Source organism: Oerskovia turbata (assembly GCF_000718325.1).
GTDB classification, from domain to species: Bacteria; Actinomycetota; Actinomycetes; order Actinomycetales; family Cellulomonadaceae; genus Oerskovia; species Oerskovia turbata.
In genome coordinates this window covers 45,925-60,893 of record NZ_JOFV01000015.1, presented here as the reverse complement: position 1 = coordinate 60,893, position 14,969 = coordinate 45,925, and the positions used below count along the sequence as shown (strand labels likewise).

The 14,969-nt window shown below is 71.1% G+C and carries 13 protein-coding genes; 5 read left to right on the top strand and 8 right to left on the bottom strand.

Going from position 1 to position 14,969, the window contains the following annotated elements; all coding sequences use genetic code 11:
• Positions 1-59 precede the first annotated feature (59 nt).
• The 3 genes from IE95_RS0115235 to IE95_RS0115225 all read right to left on the bottom strand — a co-directional run bounded on the left by IE95_RS0115235 (position 60) and on the right by IE95_RS0115225 (position 3,172).
• On the bottom strand, positions 60-875 hold the full coding sequence (locus tag IE95_RS0115235) for a ParA family protein (protein ID WP_051703181.1): 816 nt from the start codon (positions 873-875) through the stop codon (positions 60-62).
• A 221-nt stretch (positions 876-1,096) separates the two neighbouring features.
• Complete coding sequence (gene xerD / locus IE95_RS0115230; protein WP_084690328.1) at positions 1,097-2,122, bottom strand: site-specific tyrosine recombinase XerD; 1,026 nt, start codon at positions 2,120-2,122, stop codon at positions 1,097-1,099.
• A gap of 51 nt (positions 2,123-2,173) precedes the next feature.
• On the bottom strand, positions 2,174-3,172 hold the full coding sequence (locus IE95_RS0115225) for a heme o synthase (protein WP_420819396.1): 999 nt from the start codon (positions 3,170-3,172) through the stop codon (positions 2,174-2,176).
• A 414-nt stretch (positions 3,173-3,586) separates the two neighbouring features.
• Here IE95_RS0115225 and tkt point away from each other — a divergent pair, with 414 nt between their 5' ends.
• The 5 genes from tkt to pgl all read left to right on the top strand — a co-directional run bounded on the left by tkt (position 3,587) and on the right by pgl (position 10,439).
• The gene (tkt, locus tag IE95_RS0115220; RefSeq protein ID WP_030152472.1) at positions 3,587-5,749 is read left to right on the top strand and encodes a transketolase; all 2,163 of its coding nucleotides are present in this window, start codon (positions 3,587-3,589) and stop codon (positions 5,747-5,749) included.
• A 90-nt stretch (positions 5,750-5,839) separates the two neighbouring features.
• Entirely contained in the window at positions 5,840-6,979 is a 1,140-nt protein-coding gene (gene tal / locus IE95_RS0115215; protein WP_240666409.1) for a transaldolase, read from the top strand.
• A 148-nt stretch (positions 6,980-7,127) separates the two neighbouring features.
• Positions 7,128-8,669, top strand: coding sequence for a glucose-6-phosphate dehydrogenase (zwf, locus tag IE95_RS0115210; protein WP_030152470.1), 1,542 nt, complete (start codon positions 7,128-7,130; stop codon positions 8,667-8,669).
• Positions 8,670-8,736: 67 nt separating this feature from the next.
• Positions 8,737-9,654, top strand: coding sequence for a glucose-6-phosphate dehydrogenase assembly protein OpcA (gene opcA, locus IE95_RS0115205; RefSeq protein WP_030152469.1), 918 nt, complete (start codon positions 8,737-8,739; stop codon positions 9,652-9,654).
• Positions 9,651-10,439: a 6-phosphogluconolactonase gene (pgl, locus tag IE95_RS0115200; protein WP_030152468.1), complete on the top strand. Its 789-nt coding sequence runs from the start codon at positions 9,651-9,653 to the stop codon at positions 10,437-10,439. Before opcA ends, pgl begins: the two co-directional genes overlap by 4 nt.
• Positions 10,440-10,592: 153 nt before the next feature.
• Here the strand turns inward: pgl and IE95_RS0115195 are convergent, their stop codons facing one another.
• From IE95_RS0115195 to gap, 5 genes are all read right to left on the bottom strand, one after another.
• A complete protein-coding gene (locus IE95_RS0115195) occupies positions 10,593-10,940 on the bottom strand; it encodes an RNA polymerase-binding protein RbpA (protein WP_036572236.1) in 348 nt (115 codons plus the stop codon).
• A gap of 77 nt (positions 10,941-11,017) precedes the next feature.
• Positions 11,018-11,260 carry a preprotein translocase subunit SecG gene (gene secG / locus IE95_RS0115190; protein WP_030152466.1) on the bottom strand — a complete coding sequence of 81 codons (243 nt, stop codon included), beginning with the start codon at positions 11,258-11,260 and terminating at the stop codon, positions 11,018-11,020.
• 263 nt (positions 11,261-11,523) lie between these two features.
• Positions 11,524-12,318, bottom strand: coding sequence for a triose-phosphate isomerase (gene tpiA / locus IE95_RS0115185; protein WP_030152465.1), 795 nt, complete (start codon positions 12,316-12,318; stop codon positions 11,524-11,526).
• A 43-nt stretch (positions 12,319-12,361) separates the two neighbouring features.
• Positions 12,362-13,561 (bottom strand): phosphoglycerate kinase, encoded by a 1,200-nt coding sequence (locus IE95_RS0115180; protein WP_030152464.1) that lies wholly within the window; start codon positions 13,559-13,561, stop codon positions 12,362-12,364.
• Between the two features lie 132 nt (positions 13,562-13,693).
• Positions 13,694-14,698 carry a type I glyceraldehyde-3-phosphate dehydrogenase gene (gap, locus tag IE95_RS0115175; RefSeq protein ID WP_030152463.1) on the bottom strand — a complete coding sequence of 335 codons (1,005 nt, stop codon included), beginning with the start codon at positions 14,696-14,698 and terminating at the stop codon, positions 13,694-13,696.
• Positions 14,699-14,969: the final 271 nt, after the last annotated feature.

Sequence of the window (14,969 nt, the reverse complement as noted above, 5' to 3'; positions counted from 1 at the left end):
GCGCGGGGGCGGGCTGCTGGTCCTGCGGTGCGGCGGCCCGGGTGGCCGCCGGTGCGGTGTCAGGCAGCGTCGCCACGGGCGACCAGCTCGCGGGCGAGCTGACGGTAGGCGACCGCACCCGGGTGGGAGGGCGCGTAGACCGTGATGGGCTCGGCCGCGACCGACGCGTCAGGGAACTTCACGGTCCGCCCGATCACGGTGTGCAGGAGCTTGTCGCCGAAGGCTTCGTGCACGCGGGCCACGACCTCGCGCGAGTGCAGGGTGCGCGAGTCGAACATGGTCGCGAGGATCCCGTCGACCTCGAGGCGCGGGTTGAGGCGGTCGCGGACCTTCTCGATGGTCTCGACGAGCAGCGCGACGCCGCGCAGCGCGAAGAACTCGCACTCGAGCGGGATGAGGACCCCGTGCGCCGCGGTGAGCGCGTTGACGGTGAGCAGGCCCAGGGAGGGCTGGCAGTCGACGAGGATCACGTCGTACTCGTCCTGCACGGGGCGCAGGACCCTGGCCAGGACCGACTCGCGCGCGACCTCGCCCACGAGCTGGACCTCGGCCGCGGACAGGTCGATGTTCGCGGGCAGCACGTCGAGCCCCTCGACGGCCGTGGGGACGATGACCTCACGGATGTCCGCGCCGCGCTCCATGAGCAGGTTGTAGACCGTGCGGTCGAGCTCGTGCGGGTTGACGCCCAGGCCCACCGACGCGGCGCCCTGCGGGTCGAAGTCGACGAGCAGGACCTTGCGCCCGTACTCGGCCAGCGTGGCACCCAGGTTGATGGTCGTGGTCGTCTTGCCGACCCCGCCCTTCTGGTTGCACATCGCGATGATGCGTCCCGGCCCGTGCGTGGCGAGGCGCGCCGGCACGGGGAAGTCGGGGATCTCGCGGCCGACCGGATCGACACGGGGGGCGTTGTCGGGTGCGACGGACGCACCACCGTCGGCGGCGCCCGCTGCCGTGGCGACGCGTGCGTCGTACGGTCCGGCGGCGTCCTGGATCTCGCTCGGGGCCTGGCTGCTCACGTCCGCCACGGTACCCCAGGGGCTCGCGCGCGACGCGTGCACGCGCCGGAGTGGCGCGAACCCGCGCGACGCGCCGAGAGTCAGCCCAGCGCCCGCGGGTGGGCCGACGCGTAGACCTCGCGCAGCGTCTCGCGCGTCACGAGCGTGTAGATCTGCGTCGTGGTGACCGAAGCGTGCCCCAGGAGCTCCTGGACGACGCGCACGTCGGCGCCGCCCGCGAGCAGGTGCGTCGCGAACGAGTGCCGCAGCGTGTGGGGCGAGATCCGCTCGGGGTGCTCGAGGCCCGCACGCTCGGCCGCGGTGCGCAGGACCGCCCAGGCGCTCTGACGGCTCAGGCGCGCGCCGCGCGTGTTGAGGAACACCGCGGGCGTCCCACGTCCCGTCGCGGACAGCGCCGGGCGCCCTCGCACGAGGTACGCGTCGAGCGCGCGCACCGCGAACGACCCCACGGGCACGACGCGCTCCTTGGCGCCCTTGCCGAACAGCCGCACGGCCCCCGAGCCCAGGTCCAGGTCGTCGACGTCGAGGCTCACGGCCTCCGAGATGCGGGCCCCCGTGGAGTAGACGAGCTCGAGCAGCGCGCGGTCCCGCAGCGGCCCCGGCCCCTCCCCTGCGCCGGCGGCCTCGAGGATGGCCTCGACCTCTTCGGTCGAGATCGCCTTGGGCAGCCGCTTGCCCTGCGCGGGCGGGCGCACCTCGGCCGACGGGTCGGAGTCGGTGTGCCCCTCGAGCGCGCAGAAGCGGTGCCAGCCGCGCACCGCGGCCACGGACCGCGCCGTCGACGACGGCGAGAGGAGAGCGGCGCCGTCGGCTCCCGTGCGGACCGTGGTGACGTACTCCGCGACGTCGGCCGGGGTCACGTCGGCGGGTTCCGCGCGGCCCCGGGCCGCGAGGTAGGCGGCGTACCGGGCGAGGTCGCGCCGGTAGGCCGCGACCGTGTTCTGGGACAGCCCGCGCTCGACGGTCAGGTGCGCGAGGTACTCGCGCACGGCGCGGTCGAGCGCCGGGGGCAGGGGTGCGGGCCCTGGGTTCTCCGGGGCCACGGTCCCGGTAGCGCCGTCAGGCCCGACGGCGAGCGCGGGCTCCCCCGCAGCGGCGCGCGTCATCGCGCACCGGCTGCTGGGTGGTCGGTCATCCCGTGGGTCCCGGGCCGGCCGTCAGAAGGGGAGGAACACGTCGACCGCGACCGCGACGAACAGGAGCGTCAGGTACGTGATGGAGGCGTGGAAGACCTTCATGGCCCCGAGCTTGCCCTGGGTCGGGTCGTTGGCCCGGCGCAGCATCAGGACGCACAGCGCCAGGAACCAGGCACCGAGACCGATCGCGACCACCCCGTAGACCCAGGTCATGGGGGCGAGCCACCACAGCGCGAGCGACGAGGCGATCATCGCGACCGTGTAGCCGATCATCTCGCGCGCGACCTTGCGGTCGTCGGCGACGACGGGGAGCATCGGGACGCCCGCGGCCGCGTAGTCCTTCTTGAACTTGATCGACAACGGCCAGTAGTGCGGCGGCGTCCAGAAGAAGATCACGAGGAACAGCGCGACCGCGGACCAGCTGAGCGATCCGGTGACCGCGGACCAGCCGATGAAGACCGGCATGCACCCCGCGATGCCGCCCCACACGATGTTCTGCGGCGTGCGGCGCTTGAGGATCATCGTGTAGCCCACGACGTAGATCGCGATGGCCGCGAACGTGAGCCAGGCCGACGGCGCGTTGACGAGCAGCGCGAACCACAGGAGCGCGACCACGCCGAGCGCCGTCGCGAAGACCAGCGCGGCACGCGGCGAGATCTCGCCCGTGACGAGAGGACGCCGCTTGGTGCGGTTCATGAGCTCGTCGATGTCGCGGTCGATGTAGCAGTTGAAGACGTTGGCCGACGCGGCGGCGAGCGTGCCGCCGACGAGCGTCTTGACGACCAGCCAGAAGTCCGGGAACCCGCCCTGGGCGAGGATCATGGTGGGCAGCGTCGTCACGAGCAGGAGCTCGATGATGCGCGGCTTCGTCAGGGCGATGTACGCACCGATCGTGCCGCGGATCCCCGCGACGGCGCTGCCGTCCGCGGCGACCCGGGGCTGTCCGGCGACCTGCGCGGTCGCGGCAGCACGAGACGGGAGACCCGTCTCGTCGATCGGTGCCTGGCTCGTGGTGTGCACGCGCTTCGGGGTTCCGTTCTGGCGAGGAAAGCTGGGGGGCGTCGTCCGGCGGTCGGTGCGCGTCGGCCCCGGACCGCTGGACATCCGTCCTATGTTACGTCGCCCCCTTCGCCGCCGCCGCCCACCGGGTCGTACAAAAGTGTGAGATCCGACCGAAATCCACGTGCTGGGCGGGGCAGGGCCCCGCCCAGGGGTGCACGTATAGGCTGGTGGAGCAACCGACGGCCTGGTGCCCCGGTGGGCACCCCCGAGGGCTTCGACCTCTGGCACCCACCGTCGCGACCGGCCGGTCGCCTGCCCGGCCCCCCGCTCCGCCTGTGAGCGACCGGGTGCGTGCGACGGAATAGTTCATCGGTTGATCTTTGTTGTTCCGACGATGATCCGGGGCCAGGCTCCGGACGGGAAAGAGGTCCGGTGAACGCGTTCGTTCCTGCCAACCAGCCCCTCGAGTGGTCCCCCCTGGACGACCAGGCTGTCAAGACCATCAAGGCCCTCGCGGCAGACGCCGTCGAGAAGGTCGGCAACGGCCACCCGGGGACCGCGATCTCCCTCGCGCCCGCCGCGTACCTGCTCTTCCAGAAGGTCATGCGCCACGACCCCGCCGACTCGCACTGGGTCGGCCGCGACCGCTTCGTGCTGTCCGCCGGCCACTCCTCGCTCACGATCTACCTGCAGCTCTTCCTCGCGGGCTACGGCCTGGAGATCGAGGACATCGAGGCGCTGCGCACGTGGGGCTCCAAGACCCCGGGCCACCCCGAGTACAAGCACACCAACGGCGTAGAGATCACCACGGGCCCCCTCGGCCAGGGTCTCGCGTCCTCGGTCGGCATGGCCATGGCAGCCCGCCGCGAGCGCGGCCTGCTCGACCCCTCCACCGCGCCCGGCGAGAGCCCGTTCGACCACCACGTCTACGTCATCGCCTCGGACGGAGACCTGCAGGAGGGCGTGACCTCCGAGGCCTCCTCGATCGCCGGCCACCAGCAGCTCGGCAACCTCATCGTGATCTGGGACGACAACAAGATCTCGATCGAGGACGACACCGACATCGCGTTCACCGAGGACGTCCTCGCACGCTACGAGGCCTACGGCTGGCACACGCAGAAGGTCGACTGGACCCAGGGCGGCACGGGCTACGCCGAGAACGTCGACGACCTCGCCGCGGCCGTCGCCGCCGCGCAGGCCGAGACCGGCAAGCCCTCGATCATCGCGCTGCGCACGATCATCGGCTGGCCCTCGCCCACCAAGCAGAACACCGGCGGGATCCACGGCTCGGCCATGGGCACCGACGAGATCCGCGGCCTCAAGACCGAGCTCGGCCTCGACCCCGACAAGACGTTCGACGTGCCCGCCGAGGTCCTGGCCTACACGCGTGCCGTGGGCGAGCGCGGAGCCGAGCTGCGCGAGCGCTGGGACACCGCGTTCGAGGCCTGGAAGGTCGCCAACCCCGCAGGCCACGCGCTCCTGCAACGCCTCGAGGCCCGCGAGCTGCCCGCCGGGTGGACCGAGTCCCTGCCGACGTTCGAGGCCGGCAAGGACGTCGCGACGCGCGCCGCCTCGGGCAAGGTCCTCTCGGCCCTGGCCGACACGCTGCCCGAGCTCTGGGGCGGCTCGGCCGACCTCGCCGGGTCGAACAACACGACCATGGACGGCGAGCCCTCGTTCGTGCCCGCCGAGCACGCGACCAAGAAGTTCCCCGGTCACGAGTACGGCCGCACCCTGCACTTCGGCATCCGTGAGCACGCGATGGGCTCGATCCTCAACGGCATCGTCCTGCACGGCGGCACCCGCGCCTACGGCGGGACGTTCCTCACGTTCTCCGACTACATGCGCCCCGCAGTCCGCCTCGCGGCCCTCATGGAGATCCCGTCGACGTTCGTCTGGACGCACGACTCGATCGGCCTGGGCGAGGACGGCCCCACGCACCAGCCCATCGAGCACTTCGCCGCGCTGCGCGCCATCCCCGGGCTCGACGTCGTCCGCCCCGCGGACGCCAACGAGACCGCGTGGGCCTGGCGCACGATCCTCGAGCACACCGACCGCCCGGCCGGCCTCATCCTGACCCGCCAGAACGTCCCGACGTTCCCCCGCGGCACGGACGGCTTCGCCGACGCCTCGGGCACCGCGAAGGGCGGCTACGTGCTGCTCGACACCGAGGACACGCCCGACGTGATCCTCATCGGCACGGGCTCCGAGGTCCAGCTCGCGGTCGAGGCGCGCGAGCAGCTCGCGGCCGAGGGCATCGCGGCGCGCGTCGTCTCGCTGCCGAGCCGCGAGTGGTTCGACGCACAGGGCCCCGAGTACCGCGAGAGCGTGCTCCCGGCCGCCGTCAAGGCCCGCGTCTCGGTCGAGGCGGGCATCGCCCAGGGCTGGCGCGACCTGGTCGGCGACGCCGGCCGCTCCGTGAGCCTCGAGCACTACGGCGCGTCCGCGGACTACAAGATCCTCTACCGCGAGTTCGGGATCACCTCCGAGGCAGTTGCGGCCGCCGCGAAGGAGTCGATCGAGTCGGCTCGCACCGGCGCCGCTCCCGGCGGTGTGGCGATCCCCTCGGTCGGTGGCACTGGCGACCAGCTCTGACCATCCGTAGATTCCAGGAGGGGGCGGGTCCCGCCCGCCCCCTCCTGGGACGTCCGTGAGGACGGACGCCAGACGACGAGAGGGAGAACCGTGACCGTGCACCACAGCGCAGCACCAGCACCCGTCCGCGAGCTGTCGGAGGCAGGTGTCTCCATCTGGTTGGACGACCTCTCCCGCGAACGGTTGCGCAGCGGTGGGCTCGCCGACCTCACCACCTCACGCGCCGTCGTCGGCGTCACGACCAACCCCACGATCTTCGCGGGCGCGCTCGCGACGGGCGACGCCTACGACGCCCAGCTCGCCGAGCTCGCTGCCGCCGGGACCGACGTCGAGGCCGCGGTCGAGCAGATCACGACGGACGACGTGCGCGCCGCGGCCGAGGTCCTGCGGCCCGTGCACGACGCGACCGACGGCGTCGACGGCCGCGTGTCGATCGAGGTCGACCCTCGCCTGGCGCGCGACGCCGACGCCACCGTCGCGACCGCCGTCCGCCTGTGGCGCACGGTCGACCGCCCCAACGTCCTCATCAAGATCCCCGCGACCGTCGAGGGGCTCGACGCGATCGAGCGCACGCTCGCGCAGGGCATCAGCGTCAACGTGACGCTCATCTTCTCCCTCGCCCGCTACCGCCAGGTCATGGACGCGTTCCTGTCCGGCCTCGAGCAGGCGCGCGACGCCGGGCACGACGTGACACGCATCGCGTCGGTCGCGTCGTTCTTCGTCTCGCGCGTCGACTCGGCCGTCGACTCGGCGCTGACCGCGATCGGCACCCCCGAGGCCCTCGACCTGCGCGGACGCGCCGCGATCGCCAACGCACGGCTCGCGTACGAGGCGTACGAGCAGGTCGTCCAGACCGACCGCTGGCGCGCACTCGAGGCCGCGGGCGCCCACCCGCAGCGCCCCCTGTGGGCCTCGACGGGCGTCAAGAACCCCGACTACCGCGACACCATGTACGTCGACGAGCTCGTCGCCCCCGGCGTCGTGAACACCATGCCGCAGGCCACGCTCGACGCGTTCGCCGACCACGGTGTCGTGCTCGGGAACACCGTCGCGGGCACCTACACGGCCTCGCGCTCGGTCCTGGAGACCATCGAGTCGTTCGGGGTCTCGCTCGTCGAGGTCACCCAGCGCCTCGAGGACGAGGGCGTCGAGAAGTTCGAGGCGAGCTGGTCCGACCTGCTCGCGACGGTCGACGACGGCCTGGCCCGCGCGGCCCGCGGCGCGTCGTGACCCGCACCCTCCACCCAGGCCCCTCGACGGTGGACACGGTCGTGGACGCCCACGGACCACGTACCGACCACCGCCTAGGCTCTGTCCCGGTCCCTCGGACGGACCTTTCGACCATTCCAGCCCACGCCGACGAGAACGGTGACATCAGTTGAGACCGGCAAAGATCAGCGCAGAGCACAACCCGCTGCGCGACCCGCGTGACCTTCGACTCCCCCGCATCGCCGGGCCCTGCGGCCTGGTCATCTTCGGTGTCACGGGTGACCTCGCCCGCAAGAAGCTCATGCCCGCCGTGTACGACCTCGCCAACCGCGGGCTCCTCCCGCCCGGCTTCGCGCTCACGGGGTTCGCCCGGCGCGACTGGGAGGACCAGGACTTCGCCCAGGTCGTCCACGACGCCGTCAAGCAGTACGCGCGCACGCCGTTCCGCGAGGCGACCTGGAAGCAGCTCGCCGAGGGCATCCGGTTCGTCCAGGGCGAGTTCGACGACGAGCAGGCGTTCGAGCGCCTGCGCGCCACGGTCGAGGACCTCGACAAGGAGCGCGGCACGGGCGGCAACCACGCGTTCTACCTGTCCGTCCCCCCGAGCGCGTTCCCGCTGGTCTGCGAGCAGCTCTCGCAGTCGGGCCTGTCGCGCTCGAGCGAGGACGCCTGGCGTCGCGTCGTCATCGAGAAGCCGTTCGGTCACGACCTGCACAGCGCCCGCGAGCTCAACGACGTGGTCTCGAAGGTCTTCGACCCCGACTCGGTCTTCCGCATCGACCACTACCTGGGCAAGGAGACCGTCCAGAACATGCTGGCGCTGCGGTTCGCCAACCAGCTCTACGAGCCCATCTGGAACGCGCACTACGTCGACCACGTCCAGATCACCATGGCCGAGGACATCGGCATCGGTGGCCGTGCGGGCTACTACGACGGGATCGGCGCCGCGCGCGACGTCATCCAGAACCACCTCGTCCAGCTCCTCGCACTCACCGCGATGGAGGAGCCCGTGTCGTTCGACGCCGAGTCGCTGCGGGCCGAGAAGCTCAAGGTGCTCTCGGCCGTGCGCCTCCCGCGCGACCTGGGCCGTCACACCTCGCGCGGCCAGTACTCGGCTGGGTGGCAGGGTGGCGAGGAGGTCGTCGGGTACCTCGAGGAGGACGGCATCTCGCCCGACTCCGCGACCGAGACGTTCGCCGCGATCCGCGTCGACATCGACAACCGTCGCTGGGCCGGCGTGCCGTTCTACCTGCGCACGGGCAAGCGCCTGGGGCGGCGCGTGACGGAGATCGCCGTCGTCTTCAAGTCGGCCCCGCACCTGCCGTTCGAGTCCTCCGCGACGTCCGAGCTCGGCAAGAACGCGCTCGTGATCCGGGTCCAGCCCGACGAAGGCGTCACGATCCGCTTCGGCGCGAAGGTCCCCGGCACCGCCATGGAGGTCCGCGACGTCACGATGGACTTCGGCTACGGGCACGCGTTCACCGAGTCCTCCCCCGAGGCCTACGAGCGCCTCATCCTCGACGTCCTGCTGGGCGACCCGCCGCTCTTCCCGAGCCACGAGGAGGTCGAGCTCTCCTGGAAGATCCTCGACCCCATCACGGCGTACTGGGAGTCCAAGGGCTCGCCGGACGCGTACCGCTCCGGGACGTGGGGTCCCGAGTCGGCCGACGAGATGATGGCCCGCGACGGACGCACCTGGCGGCGACCGTGACAGTGAACGCACCGACCTCCCGCCTGTCCCGGATCCCCGGCCGGACCTCGAACTGGAGCCTCACCCCATGATCATCGATCTCCCCGAGACGACGACCAATGCGGTCAACAAGCGCCTCGTGAAGCTGCGCGACGAGGGCGGGGCCGTGGCCCTCGGCCGCGTCCTGACCCTCGTCGTCCTGGCCGAGGAGGCCGACGTCGAGGACGCGGTCGCCGCGGCCAACGGCGCCTCGCGCGAGCACCCGTGCCGCGTCGTGGTCGTCGCGCCCGCGAACAAGCGCACGTCGGCCCGGCTCGACGCCCAGATCCGGATCGGCGGCGACGCGGGTGCCAGCGAGGTCATCGTCCTGCGCCCGTCGGGCCCGCTCGTCGCGCACACCGACACGCTCGTGATGCCCCTCCTTCTGCCCGACGCACCGATCGTGGCCTGGTGGCCCCGGGAGACGCCCGACAACCCGTCCGCGGACCCGGTCGGCCAGATGGCCCACCGCCGCATCACCGACGCCGTCAACGCGGGCAAGTCGCTCCAGACGCTCCAGCGGCTGAGCAGGAGCCACCACCCGGGCGACACCGACCTCGCCTGGACCCGCGTGACCCTGTGGCGCGGCCTCATCGCGGCAGCGCTCGACCAGCCGCCGTACGAGTCCGTCACGGCCGTCGAGGTCGAGGGCGAGGAGCACCACCCCTCGGTCGACATCCTCGCCGCGTGGCTCGCCCAGCAGCTCAAGTGCCAGGTCAAGCTGGTCCGCCGCCGCGGCGTCTCGGGCATCACGAAGGTGACCCTCGAGCGCAAGGGCGGCCCGATCGTGCTGTCCCGGCCCGACGGCCGCATCGTGACGCTGACCCAGCCGGGCCAGCCCGACCGACGCATCTCGCTGCCGCTGCGCCAGCTCGAGGAGTGCCTGACCGAGGAGCTGCGCCGCCTCGACCCCGACGAGGTCTACGGCGAGGTCCTCACCAAGGGTCTCGCGAGGATCGTCGAATGACGGCCGGCGCAGGGGCCGACGCTCGCGCGCACGGGGCGCGCCTCGTCGTCGTGCACCCCGACGCGGGTGTCCTCGCCGAGGCCGTCGCGGCCCGGCTGCTGACCCGCATCCTCGACATCCAGTCCGTCCGCACGCCCGTCCACGTCGTCCTCACGGGCGGCACGGTCGGGATCCGCTCGCTCGCGGCGATCGCGGCGCACCCCGTGCGCGACGCCGTCGACTGGACCGGCGTGCACCTGTGGTGGGGCGACGAACGCTTCCTGCCCACGGGCGACCCCGAGCGCAACGAGACGCAGGCGCGCGAGGCCCTCCTCGACCACCTGCCGACCCTGCCCCCGCACAACGTGCACGTGATGCCCGCGCCGGGCGACGGCGTCGGGACCCCGGAGGAGTCGGCCGCGCTCTACGCGGACGAGCTCTCGCGCTTCACGCCCGACGGCGGCGCGCACCTCGCGTTCGACGTCCTCCTGCTGGGCATGGGCCCGGACGGGCACGTCGCGTCGCTCTTCCCCGGGAACGCGGCGCTCGACACCGACGGGGCGACGACCGGGGTGCACGACTCCCCCAAGCCGCCGCCCGAGCGCGTCTCCCTGACGTTCTCCGCGATCCAGGCGGCCCAGGAGGTCTGGGTCGTGGCCGCAGGGGCCGAGAAGGCCCCCGCGGTCGCCTCCGCCCTGGCGGGCGACCCCGTGACGACGACCCCGGCCGCCGGGGCCGTGGGCACGCAGCGCACGCTGTGGCTCGTCGACCTCGCGGCGAGCCAGCACCACGCGCTGAGCCGCTGAGCCGCGGAGCCGCTGCCGGCGCTGCGCAGGGCAGCAGACTCAGCCGGAAGCACAGCGGGCCCCGTCCGGGAAGGACGGGGCCCGCTGTGCTGTCACACCTGCCCCGGAGGGCTGTTGCTGTGGGTGCAGACCGTTCACGGCCGCACGGGCGTCCTAGCGGCCGCGTCGCGCCCGGAGCGCGGCGAGCGCCTCGTCGAGGAGAGCCACCCCGTCCTCGTCGCTGCGACGCTCCTTCACGTAGGCGAGGTGCGTCTTGTACGGCTCGTTGCGCAGCGCGCTCGGCGGGTTCGCCGGATCCTGCCCTCCGGGGAGCCCGCAGCGCGGGCAGTCCCAGGTCTCGGGCGTGACGATCTCCACCTCGGACGAGAAGCTCGGACGCGTCTCGTGTCCGTTGGCACACCAGTAGGAGACCCAGGTACGCGGGGCGACGTCGCCCCGCTCCGTCTCTCCCAGCGGGCCGGCACCGACGCGCGACCCCTTGATAGCACTACCACCAGCCACGACTTCACTCCCCTGACTTCCGACCGCCCGCGTACCGGAACGGTTCCACACCCTGTGCCGACGGCGTCGGCGCCGGGTCAGCTGACCTTCTGGATGAGCCCCAGAAGGACGATCACGACGGTCCAGGTGATCGCGAACGTGATGGTGATGCGGTTCAGGTTGCGCTCGGCCACGCCGGAGCTGCCGGCGCTGCTCGAGATGCCGCCACCGAACATGTCGGAGAGGCCGCCGCCCTTGCCCTTGTGCATGAGCACGAGGAGGGTCAAGAAGCCGCTGGTGATGACCAGCAGGATCTGAAGGATGATGCGCAGCGCGTCCACGAGTACGTCCTTGGCTCTGGGTCCACGCCCGAGAAGTCGAGGGCGGACCGCAACGGGTGTCCTGGACCGACCTGAGGCACAGGTACGGCACCGAGGACAAGGGTAGGCGACGCGGGCCCGATCCGACGAACCGTTCCGCCCGGTGGTCGATGCTGCCGGTCGGGACAGCCCGCCGGACGGGCTACCGCGAGAAAAGGCCACCGCTCGCGCGGTGGCCACGCTGCCGGGCCGCGCCGTGCGGCGCGACCCGGCAGCAGAGGGACTCAGGCCCCGTGGTGCGACTGGAAGCGTGCGATCTTCGCGAACTCCTCGGGGTCGAGGCTCGCGCCGCCGACCAGAGCACCGTCGACGTCCTGCTCCTTCATGAGCTCGGCGATCGACGAGGACTTGACCGAACCGCCGTAGAGCACGCGGACGGCGTCGGCCACCTCGGCCGAGTACAGCTCGGCGAGACGGGCACGGATCGCGCCCGCGACCTCCTGCGCGTCCTGCGGCGTGGCGACCTCACCCGTGCCGATGGCCCAGACGGGCTCGTACGCGATGACGACCTTGGCGGCGTCCTGCGCGGACAGACCCTCGAGGGCACCGTCGACCTGCGCGAGCGTGTACGAGACCTGCTCGCCCGCCTTGCGGATCTCCAGGGCCTCGCCGACGCAGATGATCGGGACCAGGCCCTGCGCGAGCGCGGCCTTCGACTTGGCGTTGACGAGCGCGTCGTCCTCACCGTGGTACTGGCGACGCTCCGAGTGGCCGATCGCGACGTAGGTCACGCCCAGCTTGCTCAGGAACACGGGCGAGATCTCACCCGTGTAGGCGCCCGAGACGTGCTGCGAGACGTCCTGCGCGCCGTACGTCAGCTCGAGCTTGTCGGCGTCGACCAGCGTCTGCACGCTGCGCAGGTCCGTGAACGGGACCAGGACGGTGACCTCGACGGCCGAGAAGTCGTGCTTGGCGTCCTTGAGGGCCCAGGCGAGCTTCTGGACCGTGTGGATGGCCTCCTGGTGGTCCAGGTTCATCTTCCAGTTGCCCGCGATGAGCGGGGTACGTGCATCAGTCATGGTGTGTCTACCTTCTGTGAGCCGAGAGGCTGCGGTGGTGGGGTCAGGCCTCGAGGACTGCGAGCCCCGGGAGGGACTTGCCCTCGAGGAACTCCAGGCTCGCGCCGCCACCGGTCGAGATGTGGCTGAAGCCGGCCTCGTCGAAGCCGAGGATGCGCACGGCCGCGGCGGAGTCGCCACCGCCGACGATCGTGAACGCGCCGTTCGCGGTCGCATCGACCAGGGCCTGCGCGACGGCACGGGTGCCGCCGGAGAACGCCTCGAACTCGAAGACGCCCGCCGGGCCGTTCCAGACGACCGTCTTGGCGTCCACGATCTTGCTCGCGAAGAGCTTGGCGGACTCCGGTCCGATGTCCAGACCGATCTTGCCGTCGGGGATGGCGTCCGCAGGCACGACCTCGTAGGGAGCATCGGCGGCGAACGAGTCCGCGGCGAGGATGTCCGTCGGCAGGACGATCTCGACACCCGCCTTCTCGGCGTCCGCGAGATAGCCCTTCACGGTGTCGATCTGGTCCGTCTCGAGGAGCGAGTTGCCCACCGAGTACCCCTTGGCCGCGAGGAACGTGAAGACCATGCCACCGCCGATGAGCAGGCGGTCCGCCTTGGTCAGCAGGTTGGCGATGACGCCGAGCTTGTCGGAGACCTTCGACCCGCCGAGCACGACGACGTAGGGGCGCGCGGGGTCCTCGGTCGCCTTCTTGAGGGAGTCGACCTCCTTGAGGACCAGCTCGCCGACCGCGGACGGCAGCACCTTGGCGATGTCGTAGACCGATGCCTGCTTGCGGTGCACGACGCCGAACCCGTCGGACACGTACGCGTCCGCGAGGGCCGCGAGGTCCGCGGCGAGCGACTCGCGCTCCGCGTCGACCTTCGAGGTCTCGCGCGCGTCGAAGCGGATGTTCTCGAGCAGCGCCACCTCGCCGTCGCCGAGCGCGGCGACCGTGGCCTTGGCGGACTCACCGACGGTGTCGCCCGCGAGCGTCACGGGAGCGCCGAGCAGCTCGCCCAGGCGGGCTGCGACCGGGGCGAGGGAGTACTTGGCGTCGGGCTCACCCTTGGGACGCCCGAGGTGCGCGGTCACGACGACCTTCGCGCCGGCGTCGGTCAGCCGCTTGAGCGTGGGGAGCGCGGCGCGGATGCGGCCGTCGTCCGTGATGGTCGTCCCGTCGAGGGGGACGTTGAAGTCCGAGCGGACGAGCACGCGCTTGCCGCGCAGGTCGCCGAGGGAGTCGATGGTCTTCATGAGCACACTCCTGGTCTGAACAGGGTCGAAACAGGTCACGTCACACATGACTGCGTCCGCGTGCATGGGCGGCCAACCGGGCCGGCCACGCACGCGGACGCAGAATTCACCTCACGTCACGAAGGACGGAGATCAGAGACGAGCACCCACGTACTGCGTGAGCGAGACGAGCGAGCTGGAGTAGCCCCACTCGTTGTCGTACCAGGCCACGACCTTGACCAGGTCGCCGCTCACCTTGGTGAGCTTCGAGTCGAAGATCGAGGTGTGCGGGTCCGTGACGATGTCCGAGGACACGATGTCGTCGTCGACGTACTTCAGGACGCCCTTGAGCGGGCCCTCAGCGGCAGCCTTGACCGCAGCGTTGACCTCCTCGACCGTGACGGTCTTCGAGGCGGTGAACGTGAGGTCCGTGGCCGAACCGGTGATGACGGGGACGCGCATCGCGAAGCCGTCGAGCTTGCCCTTGAGCTCGGGGAGCACGAGGGCGACGGCCTTGGCCGCACCGGTCGAGGTGGGGACGATGTTCTGCGCGGCCGCACGGGCACGACGCAGGTCCTTGTGGGGGCCGTCCTGGAGGTTCTGGTCACCCGTGTACGCGTGGATCGTGGTCATGAGACCGCGCTCGATGCCGATCGCGTCGTTGAGGGCCTTGGCCATCGGGGCGAGGCAGTTCGTGGTGCACGACGCGTTGGAGATGATGTGCTGCGTCGCGGGGTCGTACTGCTCGTGGTTCACGCCGACGACGAAGGTGCCGTCCTCGTTCTTCGCCGGAGCGGAGATGATGACCTTCTTGGCGCCGGCCTCGATGTGAGCCTTGGCCTTGGTCGCGTCGGTGAAGAAACCGGTCGACTCGATGACGATGTCGGCGCCGAGCTCGGCCCAGGGCAGGTTCGCGGGGTCGCGCTCCTCGAGGGCACGGATGGCCTTGCCGTCGACGATGATGTTGTTCTCGTCGAAGTCGACGCTCAGCGGGAAACGACCCAGGACGGTGTCGTACTTCAGCAGGTGCGCGAGCGTCTTGTTGTCCGTGAGGTCGTTGACACCCACGATCTCGATGTCCGCCCCCGACGCGATGATGGCGCGGAAGAAGTTACGTCCGATACGACCGAAGCCGTTGATACCGACGCGGATGGTCACAATGCCCTCCTCAGGGCGCGCCGGTGTTTCCGACGCACACGGTTGATGCCGAACGATCACGTACTACGGCGTACGTAGGTGGTAACGGCGAAGTACTCCCCCACTGGATGCCTCGCGGCGTGGACTCCGGGGATCTCGCAGGGTCACAGCGACAGCTGCGACTCAACAGGGTCCCGAAGACCTCAGTGAAGGAGCACGTCTTTGTCACCTGACATCCCCGATCCTATACCCAATGCTCCCCATCCCGTGACCTGGAGACGGATCTGAGACG